At 61.2% G+C, this 16,426-nt stretch carries 12 protein-coding genes and 4 tRNA genes; all 16 read right to left on the reverse strand.

The genetic code is table 11. The features are described from left to right. Positions 1-20: 20 nt before the first annotated feature. The 16 genes from ACF3ND_RS17925 to ACF3ND_RS18000 all read right to left on the reverse strand — a co-directional run bounded on the left by ACF3ND_RS17925 (position 21) and on the right by ACF3ND_RS18000 (position 16,425). Entirely contained in the window at positions 21-596 is a 576-nt protein-coding gene (locus ACF3ND_RS17925) for a topoisomerase DNA-binding C4 zinc finger domain-containing protein (protein WP_394062914.1), read from the reverse strand. 194 nt (positions 597-790) lie between these two features. Beyond that, positions 791-5,056: a DNA-directed RNA polymerase subunit beta' gene (gene rpoC, locus ACF3ND_RS17930; RefSeq protein ID WP_394062916.1), complete on the reverse strand. Its 4,266-nt coding sequence runs from the start codon at positions 5,054-5,056 to the stop codon at positions 791-793. After that, on the reverse strand, positions 5,056-9,168 hold the full coding sequence (rpoB, locus tag ACF3ND_RS17935; protein WP_394062918.1) for a DNA-directed RNA polymerase subunit beta: 4,113 nt from the start codon (positions 9,166-9,168) through the stop codon (positions 5,056-5,058). Before rpoB ends, rpoC begins: the two co-directional genes overlap by 1 nt. 161 nt (positions 9,169-9,329) lie before the next feature. Beyond that, complete coding sequence (gene rplL / locus ACF3ND_RS17940) at positions 9,330-9,707, reverse strand: 50S ribosomal protein L7/L12 (RefSeq protein ID WP_394062919.1); 378 nt, start codon at positions 9,705-9,707, stop codon at positions 9,330-9,332. Positions 9,708-9,785: 78 nt separating this feature from the next. Further along, on the reverse strand, positions 9,786-10,310 hold the full coding sequence (gene rplJ / locus ACF3ND_RS17945) for a 50S ribosomal protein L10 (RefSeq protein WP_394062921.1): 525 nt from the start codon (positions 10,308-10,310) through the stop codon (positions 9,786-9,788). 232 nt (positions 10,311-10,542) lie between these two features. After that, positions 10,543-11,238: a 50S ribosomal protein L1 gene (gene rplA / locus ACF3ND_RS17950; protein WP_394062923.1), complete on the reverse strand. Its 696-nt coding sequence runs from the start codon at positions 11,236-11,238 to the stop codon at positions 10,543-10,545. 3 nt (positions 11,239-11,241) lie between these two features. Next, on the reverse strand, positions 11,242-11,676 hold the full coding sequence (gene rplK, locus ACF3ND_RS17955; protein ID WP_394062925.1) for a 50S ribosomal protein L11: 435 nt from the start codon (positions 11,674-11,676) through the stop codon (positions 11,242-11,244). Positions 11,677-11,742: 66 nt separating this feature from the next. Beyond that, positions 11,743-12,276 carry a transcription termination/antitermination protein NusG gene (gene nusG / locus ACF3ND_RS17960; protein WP_394062927.1) on the reverse strand — a complete coding sequence of 178 codons (534 nt, stop codon included), beginning with the start codon at positions 12,274-12,276 and terminating at the stop codon, positions 11,743-11,745. Between the two features lie 9 nt (positions 12,277-12,285). Continuing rightward, the gene (gene secE / locus ACF3ND_RS17965; protein ID WP_394062929.1) at positions 12,286-12,666 is read right to left on the reverse strand and encodes a preprotein translocase subunit SecE; all 381 of its coding nucleotides are present in this window, start codon (positions 12,664-12,666) and stop codon (positions 12,286-12,288) included. Between the two features lie 46 nt (positions 12,667-12,712). After that, positions 12,713-12,788 (reverse strand) — tRNA-Trp (locus tag ACF3ND_RS17970). 95 nt (positions 12,789-12,883) lie between these two features. Then, the gene (gene tuf / locus ACF3ND_RS17975) at positions 12,884-14,074 is read right to left on the reverse strand and encodes an elongation factor Tu (protein ID WP_394062902.1); all 1,191 of its coding nucleotides are present in this window, start codon (positions 14,072-14,074) and stop codon (positions 12,884-12,886) included. 44 nt (positions 14,075-14,118) lie between these two features. After that, a tRNA-Thr gene (locus ACF3ND_RS17980) sits at positions 14,119-14,193 on the reverse strand. Positions 14,194-14,232: 39 nt separating this feature from the next. After that, positions 14,233-14,306 (reverse strand) — tRNA-Gly (locus ACF3ND_RS17985). Between the two features lie 59 nt (positions 14,307-14,365). Beyond that, positions 14,366-14,452 (reverse strand) — tRNA-Tyr (locus ACF3ND_RS17990). Between the two features lie 189 nt (positions 14,453-14,641). After that, the gene (locus ACF3ND_RS17995) at positions 14,642-15,580 is read right to left on the reverse strand and encodes a ParB/RepB/Spo0J family partition protein (RefSeq protein ID WP_394062931.1); all 939 of its coding nucleotides are present in this window, start codon (positions 15,578-15,580) and stop codon (positions 14,642-14,644) included. A gap of 29 nt (positions 15,581-15,609) precedes the next feature. After that, the gene (locus ACF3ND_RS18000; RefSeq protein ID WP_394062933.1) at positions 15,610-16,425 is read right to left on the reverse strand and encodes a ParA family protein; all 816 of its coding nucleotides are present in this window, start codon (positions 16,423-16,425) and stop codon (positions 15,610-15,612) included. Position 16,426: the final 1 nt, after the last annotated feature.

The raw sequence follows: 16,426 nt of genomic DNA on the forward strand, positions 1-16,426 counted from the left end.
ACCGAAGCCGGACCAAGCCCTTAATCCCCTGCGGGTTCAAACGTCTCCCTCAGCAAGGCCTGCACCTGCCCGCAACCGGCAATGCTGACCATCATGTCCTTGGGGGTCGCGCCTCCAAAACGCAATTTGGGCGTATCCAGCCACTTCTTCCATTGGTTTCCGTACGGCATGAAACGGCGACACATCAGCAAGGTTTCGACGACGTGCGGCTGCAAGGCCTCCTGGCTGGCCGTCCGGGCGCGCTTCCGTGCCTCGGAGTCTGCATGGCCCCTTTGCCCTGCGACGATCGACGCCATTTCAGTGGATTGCGTCCGACGGGTTCCACGGCAGGCGGGAAAGCGGCTGCATCCCCAGAAGTCCTCCTTGCTGAGCCGCCCCTCGCGCAGCACCATGGCGCAGTGACAGAGCGGGCAGCTCGGCGTCGACTCGCGCGTGTAGTCCCGGGTTCGCGTGCGTCCGACCACGTACTCCAGCAACGGCTCGGGCACGGGCTCCAGGCAATGCCAACGCTTGGTGGCACCACAATACTCTGCGCCATGTTGACGAGCATAGTCGGCCTGCGCCCGAGGAACGTCCAGAAACACCTTTTGCTGCATCAGAACCCGCCTCCCGATCGTTGACACAGGACAAATAAAGCATCATACGACAAGTCGCCCTCGAGCTGAACCCAGCCGCCGGGCGCAAGCAAGGCCTCAGGACCCAGGCTAAAAAAAAAGCCCCTTGGAAACACCAAGGGGCTTTGAGCTCGGGCCCGCCCTGTCTCCAGGGCGGGGGAACCGGAGGGCTCCGCTTATTCCGTATCGCTTTCGGGCGAACCGGGCCGTTCCTGCTCGGGCTCGTGCGTGCCGGAGGCGAACACGGGATCGTCCGAAGGCTCGGGAGCCGACGCGAACGGGTTCTCCAGTTCGCGGGCAGCCTTGCGCTCGGCGATCTCGAAGGCCTCTTTTTCCTTGCGGGCGGAATGGAATGCCATGCCGGTCCCTGCGGGAATCAGACGACCCACGATCACGTTTTCCTTCAGGCCGCGCAGGTCATCGGTCTTGCCCATGATGGCGGCTTCGGTCAGCACGCGGGTGGTTTCCTGGAAGGATGCGGCCGAGATGAACGAGTCAGTCGACAGCGAAGCCTTGGTAATACCCAGCAGCACGTTTTCGTAGGTGGCGGGGATGCCGTTTTCAGCCAGCACGCGGTCGTTCTCGTTCAGCAGCTCGGAACGCTCGACCTGTTCGCCGGTGATGAAATTGGTGTCGCCCGGATCCACGATGTTCACGCGGCGCAGCATCTGACGGACAATCACTTCGATGTGCTTGTCGTTGATCTTCACGCCCTGCAGACGGTACACGTCCTGCACTTCGTTCACAATGTAGTTGGCCAGCTTCTCGATGCCCTTCAGGCGCAGGATGTCGTGCGGATCGGCGGGGCCGTCCACGATCATTTCGCCCTTGTTCACCACTTGGCCGTCGTGAGCCAGGACCTGCTTTTCCTTGGGAATCAGGAACTCGTGGCTGACGCCGTCCAGGTCGGTGATGACCAGGCGCTGCTTGCCCTTGGTGTCCTTGCCGAAGGAAACCGTACCCGTGACTTCGGCCAGCAGGCCGGCGTCCTTGGGCGAACGGGCTTCGAACAGCTCGGCCACGCGCGGCAGACCCCCGGTAATGTCGCGGGTCTTCTGCGATTCCTGAGGAATACGGGCCAGGATCTCGCCCACGGACACTTGCTGACCATCGCGCACGGTGATCAGGGCGCCGACCGGGAAGGAGATGTTCACCATGTGGTCGGTGCCGGCGATCTTGATCTCCTGGCCCTGCTCGTTCAGCAGCTTGATCTGCGGACGCATGGTGATCTTGCCGCCGCGGGTCTTGGGCGTGATCACCACCAGGGTGGACAGGCCGGTGACTTCGTCCACCTGGCGAGCCACGGTCACGCCTTCTTCGATGTTCTCGAAGCGGACGGTGCCGGTGTACTCGGACACGATAGGACGGGTCAGCGGATCCCAGCTGGCCAGACGCTGGCCGGCCTTGACGACTTCGCCGTCGCCCACCGTGATGGTGGCGCCGTACGGCACCTTGTGACGCTCGCGCTCGCGACGGTTGTCGTCGAAGATGACGATTTCGCCGGAACGGGAGATCGCCACGCGCTCGCCCTTGGCGTTGGTGACGTAGCGCAGGCCGATTTCAAAGCCCACGGTACCGGAGGTCTTGGTTTCCACCGAGCTGGCCAGCGCCGCACGCGAAGCCGCGCCGCCGATGTGGAACGTACGCATGGTCAGCTGCGTGCCGGGTTCGCCGATGGACTGGGCGGCGATCACGCCCACGGCTTCGCCGCGGTTGACCAGCATGCCTCGGCCCAGATCGCGGCCATAGCAGTGCGCGCACAGGCCATGGCGGGTTTCGCAGGTCAGCGGCGTGCGGATCTTGACTTCGTCGATGCCCAGGTTGTCGATCAGGTCCACCAGGTCTTCGTTCAGCAGCGTGCCGGCGGGGATGACCAGTTCCTGATTGTCGGGATTGACGATGTCGGAGGCTGCCACGCGGCCCAGGATCAGGTCGCGCAGAGGCTCGATCACCTCGCCGCCGTCCAGGATGGCCTTCATGGTGTAGCCGGCCTTGGTGCCGCAATCGTCTTCCGTGATCACCAGGTCCTGGGTCACGTCCACCAGACGGCGGGTCAGGTAACCGGAGTTGGCGGTCTTCAGAGCCGTATCGGCCAGACCCTTACGAGCACCGTGGGTCGAGATGAAGTACTGCAGAACGTTCAGGCCTTCGCGGAAGTTCGCGGTGATCGGGGTCTCGATGATCGAGCCGTCAGGCTTGGCCATCAGGCCGCGCATGCCGGCCAGCTGGCGAATCTGCGCCGCCGAACCACGGGCTCCGGAGTCCGCCATCATGTAGATGGAGTTGAAGGATTCCTGGCGCACTTCCTCGCCGAAGCGGTTGATGACCGGTTCGGTCGCCAGCTGCTCCATCATGGCCTTGCCCACGCGATCCCCGGCCTTGCCCCAGATGTCCACCACGTTGTTGTAGCGTTCCTGGGCCGTGACCAGACCGGACGAGTACTGCTTGTCGATCTCTTTGACCTCGTTGCTGGCCTGGGACAGGATGTCTTCCTTGACGCTCGGGATGACCATGTCGTTCATGGCGATCGAGATGCCGCCGCGGGTGGCCAGGCGGAAACCGGACTGCATCAGCTTGTCCGCGAAGATCACGGTGGCGCGCAGGCCGCAGCGACGGAAGGACTGGTTGATCAGGCGCGAGATCTCCTTCTTCTTCAGGGCGCGGTTCAGCGCCGAGAAGGGCATGCCCTTGGGCAGGATCTCGGACAGCAGCGCGCGGCCGGCCGTCGTTTCGTAGCGCTTGATCTTCTTGACCCATTCGCCGTCCTCGCCTTTCTCGTATTCTTCGATACGGACGGTCAGGCGCGTCTGCAGCTCGACTTCCTTGTTGTCGTAGGCGCGCTGGACTTCAGCCACGTCGGTCATGAACAGACCTTCGCCCTTGCCGTTGACCAGTTCGCGGGTCGCGTAGTACAGGCCCAGCACGATGTCCTGGGAAGGAACGATGGACGGTTCGCCGTTGGCGGGGAACAGCACGTTGTTGGAGGCCAGCATCAGGGTGCGGGCTTCCAGCTGGGCTTCCAGCGACAGCGGCACGTGAACGGCCATCTGGTCGCCGTCGAAGTCGGCGTTGAAGGCCGCGCAGACCAGCGGGTGCAGCTGGATGGCCTTGCCTTCGATCAGGACGGGCTCGAACGCCTGGATGCCCAGACGGTGCAGCGTGGGAGCGCGGTTCAGCATCACGGGATGCTCGCGGATCACCTCTTCGAGGATGTCCCACACCACGGGTTCCTGGCTTTCCACCAGTTTCTTGGCCGCCTTGATGGTCGTGGCCAGCCCCATCAGCTCCAGGCGATTGAAGATGAAGGGCTTGAACAGTTCCAGGGCCATCAGCTTGGGCAGGCCGCACTGGTGCAGCTTGAGCTGCGGACCCACCACGATCACGGAACGACCGGAGTAGTCCACGCGCTTGCCCAGCAGGTTCTGACGGAAGCGGCCGCTCTTGCCCTTGATCATGTCGGCCAGGGACTTGAGCTGGCGCTTGTTGGCGCCGGTCATGGCCTTGCCGCGGCGACCGTTGTCCAGCAGCGAGTCCACGGCTTCCTGCAGCATGCGCTTCTCGTTGCGCAGGATGATGTCCGGGGCCTTGAGCTCCAGCAGGCGCTTCAGGCGGTTGTTGCGGTTGATGACGCGGCGGTACAGATCGTTCAGGTCGGAGGTCGCGAAGCGGCCGCCGTCCAGCGGCACCAGCGGACGCAGGTCCGGCGGCAGCACGGGCAGCACTTCCATGATCATCCAGTCAGGCTTGATGCCGGACTTCTGGAAGCCTTCCAGCACCTTCAGGCGCTTGGAGATCTTCTTGATCTTGGCATCCGAACCGGTGGCCTTGAGCTCGCCGCGCAGACGCTCGACCTCGCGGTCGATGTCGATGGTGCGCAGCAGCTCGCGCACGGCTTCCGCGCCCATCAGGGCATGGAAGTCGTCGCCGTATTCCTCGGTCTTGGCCAGGAAGTCATCGTCGGACATGATCTGGCCGCGCTTGAGCGGAGTCATGCCGGGTTCGATCACGCACCAGGCTTCGAAGTACAGGACGCGCTCGATGTCGCGCAGCGTCATGTCCAGCACCATGCCCAGGCGGGATGGCAGGCTCTTCAGGAACCAGATGTGCGCGACCGGGCAGGCCAGCTCGATGTGGCCCATGCGCTCGCGACGCACCTTGGAGACGGTGACTTCGACGCCGCACTTCTCGCAGATGACGCCGCGGTGCTTCAGGCGCTTGTACTTGCCGCACAGACATTCGTAGTCCTTGATGGGACCGAAGATCTTGGCGCAGAACAGACCATCGCGCTCGGGCTTGAACGTGCGATAGTTGATGGTCTCTGGCTTGCGGACTTCGCCGAAAGACCAGGACCTGATTTTCTCAGGCGAGGCGATGCCGATCTTGATGGCATCGAACTGCTCGTCCTGAGTGACTTGTTTGAAGAGATCGAGTAGCGCTTTCATTATTTACGCTCCAAATCCATGTCCAGGGACAAGGAACGGATTTCCTTGACCAGAACGTTGAAGGACTCCGGCATGCCGGCGTCGATCACGTGATCGCCCTTGACAATGTTCTCGTAGACCTTGGTACGGCCGGCGATGTCGTCGGACTTGACCGTGAGCATCTCCTGCAGGGTGTAGGCGGCGCCGTAGGCTTCCAGCGCCCAGACTTCCATCTCCCCGAAACGCTGGCCACCGAACTGAGCCTTGCCGCCCAGCGGCTGCTGGGTGACGAGCGAGTACGGACCGGTGGAACGGGCGTGCATCTTGTCATCGACCAGGTGATGCAGCTTCAGGTAGTGCATGTAGCCGACCGTGACCATGCGCTCGAAGGCTTCGCCGGTGCGGCCGTCGAACAGGCGCACCTGGGTGCGGTGCGGCGCCAGCTGCAGCTTCTCGGCGATCTCGTCAGGATAGGCCAGACGCAGCATCTGGTCGATTTCCTGTTCGGTCGCGCCGTCGAACACCGGCGTTGCCAGCGGCAGGCCTTTCTGCAGGTTGCGGGCCATGGCGACAATCTCGTCGTCGGTCAGCTCGTTGATGCGAGTCTGCTTGCCGGCGGAGTTGTAGACCTTGTCCAGGAAGGCGCGCAGTTCGGAAACCTGCACTTCCTTTTCTTCGTGCATCATGTCGCTGATGCGCTGGCCGATGCCCTTGGCGGCCCAGCCCAGGTGCACTTCCAGAACCTGCCCCACGTTCATGCGCGAAGGCACGCCCAGCGGGTTCAGCACGATGTCCACGGGGGTGCCGTCGGCCATGTGCGGCATGTCTTCCACGGGCACGATGCGCGAGACCACGCCCTTGTTGCCGTGGCGGCCGGCCATCTTGTCGCCGGGCTGCAGGCGGCGCTTGACGGCCAGGTACACCTTGACCATCTTCAGCACGCCGGGAGGCAGCTCGTCGCCCTGCGTCAGCTTCTTGCGCTTTTCTTCGAAAGCCAGGTCGAACTGGTGGCGCTTCTGCTCCAGGGATTCCTTGGTGTGCTCCAGCACCAGAGCGTGCTGCTCGTCGGCCAGGCGGATGTCGAACCACTGCCAGCGATCCAGGTCGTTCAGGTACTCGGCGGTCAGCTCGGAGCCCTTGGGCAGCTTGCGGGGGCCGCCGTTCACGGTCTTGCCGACCAGGAACTTCAGGGCGCGGTCGAACGCGTCGTCCTCGACGATCTGCAGCTGGTCGTTCAGGTCCTGGCGGTAGCGACGCAGTTCATCGTCGATGATGGACTGGGCGCGCTTGTCGCGCTCGATGCCTTCGCGGGTGAAGACCTGCACGTCGATGACAGTGCCCACCATGCCCGAAGGCACGCGCAGGGAAGTGTCCTTGACGTCGGAAGCCTTCTCGCCAAAGATGGCGCGCAGCAGCTTTTCCTCGGGCGTCAGCTGGGTCTCGCCCTTGGGCGTGACCTTGCCCACCAGCACGTCGTCGGCGCGCACTTCGGCGCCGATGTACACGATGCCGGAGTCGTCCAGGCGGTTCAGCTGGACTTCGGACAGGTTGCTGATGTCGCGGGTGATGTCCTCGGGTCCGAGCTTGGTGTCGCGCGCCACGACCGTCAGTTCCTCGATGTGGATCGAGGTGTAGCGGTCATCGGCCACGACCTTCTCGGAGATCAGGATCGAGTCCTCGAAGTTGTAGCCGTTCCAGGGCATGAAGGCGATCAGCATGTTCTGCCCCAGAGCCAGTTCGCCCAGGTCGGTCGATGCGCCGTCGGCCAGAACGTCACCGCGGGCCACGATATCGCCGCGCTTGACGATGGGTCGCTGGTTGATGTTGGTGTTCTGGTTGGAACGGGTGTACTTGGTCATGTTGTAGATGTCTACACCGACCTCGCCGGCCACGTTCTCGTCGTCGTTCACGCGGATGACCACGCGCTGGGCGTCCACGTCCACCACCACGCCGCCGCGGCGGGCCTGCACGGTCGTGCCCGAGTCGACGGCCACGGTGCGCTCGATGCCCGTGCCGACCAGCGGCTTTTCGGGACGCAGGCAGGGAACGGCCTGGCGCTGCATGTTGGCGCCCATCAGTGCGCGGTTGGCGTCGTCGTGCTCCAGGAACGGAATCAGCGAAGCGGCCACGGACACGATCTGCGAGGGAGCCACGTCCATGTAATGGATGTTCTCGGGCGCCGTCATCATGGTTTCGCCGGCTTCGCGGCAAGCCACCAGATCGTCGGCGAAGGCGCCGTCTTCGGTCAGCTCGGCGTTGGCCTGGGCGATGACGTAGTTGCTTTCCTCGATGGCCGACAGGTAGTCGATCTGCTCGCTGACCTTGCCGTCCACGATCTTGCGGTAAGGCGTCTCCAGGAAGCCGTACTCGTTCAGGCGAGCGTACAGGGCCATGGAGTTGATCAGGCCGATGTTCGGACCTTCAGGCGTCTCGATCGGGCACACGCGACCGTAGTGGGTGGGGTGCACGTCGCGCACTTCGAAGCCGGCGCGCTCGCGGGTCAGACCGCCAGGACCCAGGGCCGAGACGCGGCGCTTGTGCGTGATCTCGGACAGGGGGTTGGTCTGGTCCATGAACTGCGACAGCTGGCTGGAACCGAAGAACTCCTTGACGGCCGCGGAGATGGGCTTGGAGTTGATCAGGTCGTGCGGCATCAGGTTTTCGGTCTCGGCCTGGCCCAGACGCTCCTTGACGGCGCGCTCGACGCGCACCAGGCCGGCGCGAAACTGGTTCTCGGCCAGCTCGCCCACGCAGCGCACGCGGCGGTTGCCCAGGTGATCGATGTCGTCGATCTGACCGCGGCCGTTACGCAGGTTCACCAGCACCTTGATGGTGTCCAGGATGTCCTCGTCGGTCAGGGTCATGGGGCCTTCGATGCTGTCGCCACGGCCCAGACGGCTGTTGACCTTCATGCGGCCCACGCGCGACAGGTCGTAGGACTCTTCGCTGTAGAACAGGCGCTGGAACAGGGCCTCGACGGCTTCCTCGGTCGGTGGCTCGCCGGGACGCATCATGCGGTAGATGGCGATACGGGCGGCGTTGGAGTCGGCCGTCTCGTCGGTGCGCAGGGTCTGGGAGATGAAACCGCCCTGGTCCAGCTCGTTGACGTACAGCGTCTCGAAGTCGCGCACGTTGGCCGCGCGCATTTCCGCCAGGATGGATTCGGTGATCTCGTCGTTGGCGTTGGCGATCACTTCGCCGGTCTCGGCGTTGATGATGTTCTTGGCCAGCACGCGGCCCAGAAGGAAGTCTTCCGGAATGGAGATGTACTCGATGTTGGCGGCGCGCAGGTCACGCAGATGCTTGGCGTTGATGCGCTTGTCCTTCTCGACCAGCACGCGGCCGTCGCGATCGGTGATGTCGAAACGGGCGACCTCGCCCTTCCAGTGCTCGGGCACGAATTGCAGCTTGCCGCCTTCCTTGTGCAGTTCGATGTGGTCGAACTCGAAGAAATGCGCCAGGATCTGCTCGGGCGTCAGGCCAATGGCCTTGAGCAGGATGGTGACGGGCATCTTGCGGCGACGGTCGATGCGGAAGAACAGGATGTCCTTGGGATCGAACTCGAAGTCCAGCCAGGAGCCGCGGTAGGGAATCACGCGCGCCGAGAACAGCAGCTTGCCCGAGCTGTGCGTCTTGCCGCGATCGTGCTCGAAGAACACGCCGGGGGAACGGTGCAGCTGGGACACGATGACACGCTCGGTGCCATTGATCACGAAAGAGCCGTTTTCGGTCATCAGGGGCATTTCGCCCATGTAGACTTCCTGCTCTTTGACTTCCTTGACGGTAGGCTTGCTCACCTCACGGTCCATCAGGACCAGACGCACCTTCGCACGCAGGGGGGAAGCATAGGTCAGACCGCGCAGCTGACACTCTTTGACGTCGAACACCGGTTCGCCGAGCGTATAGCTCACGAACTCTAGCCGCGCCATTTGGTTATGGCTTACTATTGGGAAAATGGAATTGAAAGCTTCCTGCAGACCTTCCACCTTGCGCTGGGAAGGAGGCGTATCCTTCTGCAAGAATGTTCTGAAAGAATGCAGCTGGGTAGCCAACAGATAAGGAACCTGCTGTACGTCTTCACGTTTGGCGAAGCTCTTGCGTATGCGCTTTTTTTCGGTGTACGAATAAGGCATGAGCACTCCGACTCAAGGGTTACACGGGCCGTCAACCACGGCCCCGGTTTACGACTCTAGAAAACCCGATTCTTCATTTGTACAACAAAAATCGTGGGTTTTCTGGAAACGCAAAAGCCCGGGAAGGCTTGAAACGCTTTCCCGGGCATGAATCGATGCTCTTACTTGAGCTCGATCTTGGCGCCAGCTTCTTCCAGCTTTTTCTTGGCGTCTTCAGCATCAGCTTTGGACAGGCCTTCTTTGACTGGCTTGGGAGCGCCGTCAACCAGGTCCTTGGCTTCTTTCAGGCCCAGACCGGTGATTTCGCGCACGACCTTGATCACGCTGACCTTGTTCGCGCCGACGTCGGCCAGAACAACGGTGAATTCGGTCTGCTCTTCAGCAGCAGCAGCGCCGCCGGCGGCAGCAGGAGCAGCCACGGCAACAGCAGCGGCAGCAGCCGACACGCCGAATTTTTCTTCCATTTCTTTGATCAGCTCGGACAGTTCGAGCACGGACATTGCGCCGATGGCGTCAAGGATTTCAGCTTTGGTAGCCATTTATAAGAACTCCAGATATAAGTAAATGCCAGGTTTGGGTGTCGTTCGTTACTACGAAGATTCCTGAAGGGGAACGGCTCAGGCCGCTTCCTTCTGATCGCGAACGGCCGCCAGGCCGCGAACGAATTTGGTGGGAACTTCGTTAAGCGTACGCACAAAAGTAGCGATAGGTGCTTGCATGGTGCCCAGCAGTTTCGCCAGCAGTTCTTCGCGGGACGGCATCGTGGCCAGGGCCTTGACACCTTCTGCGTTCAGAATGCTATTGGGCAGCGAGCCGCCCTTGATGACCAGCTTGTCGTTGGTCTTGGCAAAATCTGCGACAACTTTCGCCGCAGCCACGGGATCTTCGCTGATGGCGTACATCAGGGGACCCACGAGCTGACTGGAGATGCCTTCGAAAGAAGAGCCTTCCAGCGAACGACGAACCAGCGTGTTCTTCAGAACACGCAGGTAGACGCCAGACTCACGCGCTTTCTTGCGCAATACGGTAGCAGAAGCGACGTCCAGACCACGGTACTCGGCGATAATGATCGATTGGGCCTTTGCCACTTCGGCAGAGACTTCCTCGATGACTACCGCTTTCTCTTCACGATTGAGACTCACGGTGTGAACACTCCTTCAAACGATGTCGGGAAGGCTTCCCGACATCAACCGAATGCGGCGCACCTGGACGAGTTCTATGACGAATTCTTCCACGGGCGCCGTCTACGCTGGATCGGAACAGGGTCCGGAATTAAGCAGGCTTCTGTGTCAGCCAACCCGCTCCAGCGGTCTTTGACAGCAGTGACCGTGCGGACACGGTCACAGCCCAAAGTTCTTTTGTCTGAACGCTGTATTAAGCGCTCAGGGATGCAACTTCAACACGCGCACCGCCGCCCATGGTGGAGGAGACGGCGACCTTGCGCAGGTACACGCCCTTGGCGGCGGCGGGACGGGCCTTGTTCAGGGCGTCGATCAGGGCCAGCAGATTGGTCTGCAGCTGTTCGACGTTGAACGAAGCACGGCCGATGGTGCTGTGAATGATGCCGGCCTTGTCGGTGCGGTACTGGACCTGACCGGCCTTGGCGTTCTTGACGGCGGTGACGACGTCAGGGGTGACGGTGCCGACCTTGGGGTTTGGCATCAGGCCGCGTGGGCCCAGGATCTGACCCAGGGTACCGACCACGCGCATGGTGTCGGGGGAAGCGATCACGACGTCGAAGTCGATCTGACCGGCCTTGATCTGCTCGGCCAGGTCGTCCAGGCCGACGATGTCGGCGCCGGCGGCGCGAGCGGCTTCAGCCTTTTCGCCCTGGGCGAACACGGCCACGCGGACGGACTTGCCGGTGCCGGCGGGCAGAACCACGGAACCACGGACCAGCTGGTCGGATTTGCGGGGATCGATGCCCAGTTGAACGGCGATGTCGATGGACTCGTCGAACTTGGCGGTGGCGGTGTCCTTGACCAGGGCCAGTGCTTCGGCCACAGGGTAGAACTTGTTGCGGTCGATCTTGGCAGCGATAGCGGCTGCGCGTTTGCTTACTTTGGCCATGACTTACACCACCCCTTCCACATTGATACCCATGCTGCGAGCGCTGCCGGCGATGGTACGCACGGCGGCGTCCAGATCAGCGGCGGTCAGGTCGGGCTGTTTGGTCTTGGCGATTTCCTCGGCCTGGGCACGGGTCAGCGTACCGACCTTGTCAGCGTTGGGGCGAGCGGAACCGGACTTGATGCCAGCAGCCTTCTTGATCAGGATGGTTGCCGGAGGAGTCTTCATGATGAACGTGAAGCTCTTGTCGGCGTAGGCGGTGATCACCACGGGAATGGGCAGACCGGGTTCCATGCCTTGAGTCTGGGCATTGAAGGCCTTGCAGAATTCCATGATGTTCAGACCGCGCTGACCCAGCGCTGGACCGATTGGAGGGGATGGATTTGCCTTACCAGCTGGCACTTGCAGCTTGATAAAGCCGACGATTTTCTTCGCCATGCTTAGCTCCTTACGGGTGATAACGCCTGGCGCATGCGGCGACAGGCTTCCCGGGGGTTGAAATTATCAAGTCTTTTCGACTTGATCGAAATCGAGTTCGACGGGGGTGGCGCGACCGAAAATGGTGACGGTGACGCGAACCTTGCTTTTCTCGTAGTTGACTTCTTCGACGTTGCCGTTGAAGTCCGCGAATGGGCCGTCCTTGACGCGTACCAGCTCGCCCACTTCGAACAGAACCTTGGGACGCGGCTTCTCGACGCCCTCTTCCATTTGCGACAGGATTTTTTCCACTTCGCGTTCGGAGATGGGAGCGGGACGGTTGCCGGAACCGCCCAGAAAGCCGGTGACCCGCGGCGTACTTTTCACCAGGTGCCAGGTTTCGTCCGTGAGGGCCATTTCGACCAGAACGTAACCGGGATAGATACGCCGTTCAGTAATTGTCTTCTTGCCGTTCTTGACTTCAACGACTTCTTCTGATGGAACCAGAATGCGACCAAACGCTTCCTGGAGTTCGGCGCGCTCGATGCGCTCCACCAGAGCCTTGTGCACGCTTTTTTCCATGCCGGAATAAACGTGAACCACATACCAGCGTTTGCTCATGTGCGCCCTTTATTTCCAGCCCAGCAACAGGCCATAGATGATCCAGCCCAGCCCTTTGTCGATCAGCCACAGCAGGATGGCCATAACAGCAACGAACGCAAAGACAATGCCTGTCATTTGGGTTGCTTCTTTACGGGATGGCCAGTGGACGCGACGCACTTCCGTGTAGGAATCACGCGCAAAGGCGACCAGACGGCGGCCGGTGTCGCTGAACCAGACGATCAGCGCGGCCACGATAAGGCTGGCGACGAATACACCGGCGCGCGCCAGAACGGGTTGACCTTCCAGCACGGAATAGCCAACGATACCGGCGACGACGACTAACACCGCAAGGCCCAGCTTGATGCGTTCGGAGCCTCGGTTGACGGTTTCTACGTTGGTATTCGACATATTCCGGCGAGTGACGCCACGCGAGGTGGTGGCGAGTGACTGTGTGTGGCAGGGGCAGAAGGAATCGAACCCTCAACCTTCGGTTTTGGAGACCGACGCTCTGCCAATTGAGCTATACCCCTATACCGTGACAACCATAGCCTTTGCTAGCTTGCTATGTTTGGCTTCAGGCAAAAAAGGATATTAACCTTTTTTGCCTGAAAATACTACAACTTTTTTACTTGATGATCTTGGCAACCACGCCGGCGCCCACGGTACGGCCACCTTCGCGGATGGCGAAGCGCAGACCTTCTTCCATGGCGATCGGAGCGATCAGCGAGACCTTCATCGAGATGTTGTCGCCGGGCAGAACCATTTCCTTGTCGGCGGGCAGCTCGATCGTGCCGGTCACGTCCGTCGTACGGAAGTAGAACTGGGGACGGTAGCCCTTGAAGAAGGGGGTGTGGCGGCCGCCTTCTTCCTTGGACAGAATGTACACCTCGGCGTCAAAGTCGGTGTGAGGCTTGATCGAGCCGGGCTTGGCCAGAACCTGACCGCGCTCGACGTCTTCACGCTTGGTGCCGCGCAGCAGCAGACCGACGTTGTCGCCAGCCTCGCCCTGGTCCAGCAGCTTGCGGAACATTTCAACGCCCGTGCAAGTGGTCTTGACCGTGTCCTTGATGCCCACGATTTCGATTTCTTCGCCGACCTTGATGATGCCGCGCTCGATACGACCGGTCACCACGGTGCCGCGACCCGAGATCGAGAACACGTCTTCGACAGGCATCAGGAACGTGCCGTCAACAGCGCGCTCTGGCGTAGGAATGTAGGTGTCCAGCGCTTCGGCCAGCTTGAGCACGGCTTCGCGGCCCAGAGGACCTTGGTCGCCTTCCAGAGCCAGCTTGGCCGAACCGCGGATGATCGGGGTGTCGTCGCCGGGGAAGTCGTACTTGGACAGCAGCTCGCGCACTTCCATTTCCACCAGTTCGATCAGCTCTTCATCATCGACCATGTCGGCCTTGTTCAGGAACACGATGATGTAAGGAACGCCAACCTGACGGCTCAGCAGGATGTGCTCGCGCGTCTGGGGCATTGGGCCGTCAGCGGCCGAGCACACCAGGATCGCGCCGTCCATCTGGGCCGCGCCGGTGATCATGTTCTTGACGTAGTCGGCGTGGCCGGGGCAGTCAACGTGAGCGTAGTGGCGGTTGGGCGTCTCGTACTCGACGTGCGAGGTGCTGATGGTGATGCCGCGTGCTTTTTCTTCAGGAGCGTTGTCGATCTGCGAGTAGTCGCGAGCTTCGCCGCCGAATTCCTTGGCCAGAACCGTGCAGATTGCAGCGGTCAGCGTGGTTTTACCGTGGTCAACGTGACCGATGGTACCGACGTTGACGTGCGGTTTAGTCCGTTCAAACTTGCCTTTAGCCATGGCAGACTCCTGAAGGGATAAAGCGATATGAGATAAAAGAGATGTGGTGCCCATGACGCGGATCGAACGCGTGACCTCTCCCTTACCAAGGGAGTGCTCTACCACTGAGCCACATGGGCATTTGCATTTAGCCGAGAACTGCTAAAGGCATAAAAACCTGGAGCGGGTGAAGGGGATCGAACCCTCGTCTTAAGCTTGGAAGGCTTCTGCTCTACCATTGAGCTACACCCGCAGCATTACTTTCTTCACCCTGTCCTAAAGCCGCTGTGCTTGCTGGCCTTAGAATAGTGCTGGTGGTGGGAGCTGGATTCGAACCAGCGTAGGCGCAGGGCCAACAGATTTACAGTCTGCCTCCTTTAACCACTCGGACATCCCACCCGAAGCGAAAATCGAATTATGAAGATGTTTTAGGGCTTCGTCAAGCCTTTTGCGGGAAAAATTGAATAATTCCTCGTTTTCCGAAAAAAAAAGCCGGCCGACAGGCCGGCGGGATGCTGCAAAACATGTCCAAGTGAAGAGCTCCAGCTCTTGGACGCGCAGGCCTGCGGCCGGCGCGCAGCCGAGCGCTCAGTCGTCCTGCTGCTGCAGCAAGGCCGACAAGCCCTGCTTTTCCAGCAAGGTGTTCAGATGCTCCCATCCATGGAACGCAATCTGCAACTGCCCCTTGTCCTTGGCGCCGACCTTGAGCGTGACCTTGGTACCCAGGTGATCCGACAGGATCTTCTCGAAACGCTGCACATCGCCATTGGCGCCGGCCTTGCGGGCGGCCTGCTTGCTGGCGGGCGCGTCGTCTTCGTGCAAGGCCTTGGCGACCAGCTTCTCGGTTTCGCGCACGGACAGGCGGCGCGCGATGACTTCGTTGGCCAGCATGATCTGGCGGGCCGCGTCCACGGCCAGCAGTGCGCGCGCATGGCCCATGTCTATGTCGCCGGCCAGCAGCATGATCTGCACGGGTTCGGCCAGGTTGATCAGGCGCAGCAGGTTGCTGGTTGCCGAGCGCGAGCGGCCGATGGCCTGGGCGGCCTGTTCGTGAGTCAGGCCGAACTCGTCCAGCAGGCGCTTGACGCCCTGCGCTTCTTCGAGCGGATTCAGATCTTCACGCTGGATGTTCTCGATCAGCGCCATGATGGCCGCGTTCTCGTCGCCCACTTCGCGCACCAGGACCGGCACCTCGGTCAGACCGGCGATCTGGGAAGCGCGGAAACGCCGTTCGCCGGCAATGATTTCGTACTTGCCCTTCTCCTTGCCGCTAAGGGGCCGCACCAGGATGGGCTGCATCACGCCCTGGGCGCGGATGGACTCGGCCAGTTCGTTCAAGGCACCCTCGTCCATGCGCGTGCGCGGCTGGTAGACGCCGGCCTTGAGCAGCTTGACCGGCAAGGTCGAGGGCAGGCCGTCTTTCTCGGGGGCAGCCGCCGTCTTCCCAATCGTTGCGATCGCTCCGGCATCCGCGCCAAGCAGCGCGTCCAGTCCGCGACCTAGACCTTTGGGTTTTCGAGTAGCCATGCTTACGTTCCTATTGATTCTTGTGTGCGTTATGCCTTGTCGGTGCGAGATTCTTTCCTGAGCCGCTTGACCAGCTCCTTGCCGAAGTCCAGGTATGCCTTGGCGCCGCGCGAATTCTTGTCGTAGACGATGCCGGGCATGCCGTGGCTGGGAGCTTCGGCCAGGCGCACATTGCGCGGGATGACCGTCTTGAACACCTTGTCGCCGAAATGCGTCTCGATCTGGCCGGACACCTGCTGCTGCAAGGTTACACGACTATCGAACATGACGCGCAGCAGCCCGATGAGCTGCAGGTCCGAATTGATGTTGCGATAGACGCGCTTGACGGTGTTGACCAGGTCCGAGAGCCCTTCCAGTGCGAAATACTCGCACTGCATGGGGATGATGACCCCGTGCGCGCTGGCCAGCCCGTTGAGCGTCAGCAAGGACAAGGTGGGAGGGCAGTCGATCAGCACGAAGTCATAGTCGTCCGCGACCTGCGCCAGCGCTTGCTTGAGCTGCTGTTCGCGCTCTTCCATCTGGATCAGGTCGATCTCGGCGCCGGACAGCTCCCTGTTGGAGGGTAACACATCGTAACCACCAGTTTCTGAACGTACCTTCACGTTCGAAATGGTCTCCTGGCCGATCAATACCTGATACAGATTGCCGGATAGGGTATTTTTATCGATGCCGCTGCCCATCGTGGCGTTGCCCTGGGGGTCCAGGTCGATCAGCAAGATCTTTTTCTTCAGCAAGGCCAGGGCTGCCGCCAGATTGATGGCCGTGGTCGTCTTGCCTACCCCGCCCTTCTGGTTGGCGATACAAAAAATGTAGGCGCCCGAAGATTTATCGTCATTCTTACTCATG

The organism is Alcaligenes sp. WGS1538, from assembly GCF_043187505.1.
Taxonomy (GTDB): Bacteria; Pseudomonadota; Gammaproteobacteria; order Burkholderiales; family Burkholderiaceae_B; genus Alcaligenes.

Coding starts and splice junctions, on each gene's coding strand:
- ACF3ND_RS17925 (WP_394062914.1), bottom strand. CDS start 596: ATGCAGCAAAAGGTGTTTCTGGACGTTCCTCGGGCGCAGGCCGACTAT.
- rpoC (WP_394062916.1), bottom strand. CDS start 5,056: ATGAAAGCGCTACTCGATCTCTTCAAACAAGTCACTCAGGACGAGCAG.
- rpoB (WP_394062918.1), bottom strand. CDS start 9,168: ATGCCTTATTCGTACACCGAAAAAAAGCGCATACGCAAGAGCTTCGCC.
- rplL (WP_394062919.1), bottom strand. CDS start 9,707: ATGGCTACCAAAGCTGAAATCCTTGACGCCATCGGCGCAATGTCCGTG.
- rplA (WP_394062923.1), bottom strand. CDS start 11,238: ATGGCCAAAGTAAGCAAACGCGCAGCCGCTATCGCTGCCAAGATCGAC.
- rplK (WP_394062925.1), bottom strand. CDS start 11,676: ATGGCGAAGAAAATCGTCGGCTTTATCAAGCTGCAAGTGCCAGCTGGT.
- nusG (WP_394062927.1), bottom strand. CDS start 12,276: ATGAGCAAACGCTGGTATGTGGTTCACGTTTATTCCGGCATGGAAAAA.
- secE (WP_394062929.1), bottom strand. CDS start 12,666: ATGTCGAATACCAACGTAGAAACCGTCAACCGAGGCTCCGAACGCATC.
- tuf (WP_394062902.1), bottom strand. CDS start 14,074: ATGGCTAAAGGCAAGTTTGAACGGACTAAACCGCACGTCAACGTCGGT.
- ACF3ND_RS17995 (WP_394062931.1), bottom strand. CDS start 15,580: ATGGCTACTCGAAAACCCAAAGGTCTAGGTCGCGGACTGGACGCGCTG.
- ACF3ND_RS18000 (WP_394062933.1), bottom strand. CDS start 16,425: ATGAGTAAGAATGACGATAAATCTTCGGGCGCCTACATTTTTTGTATC.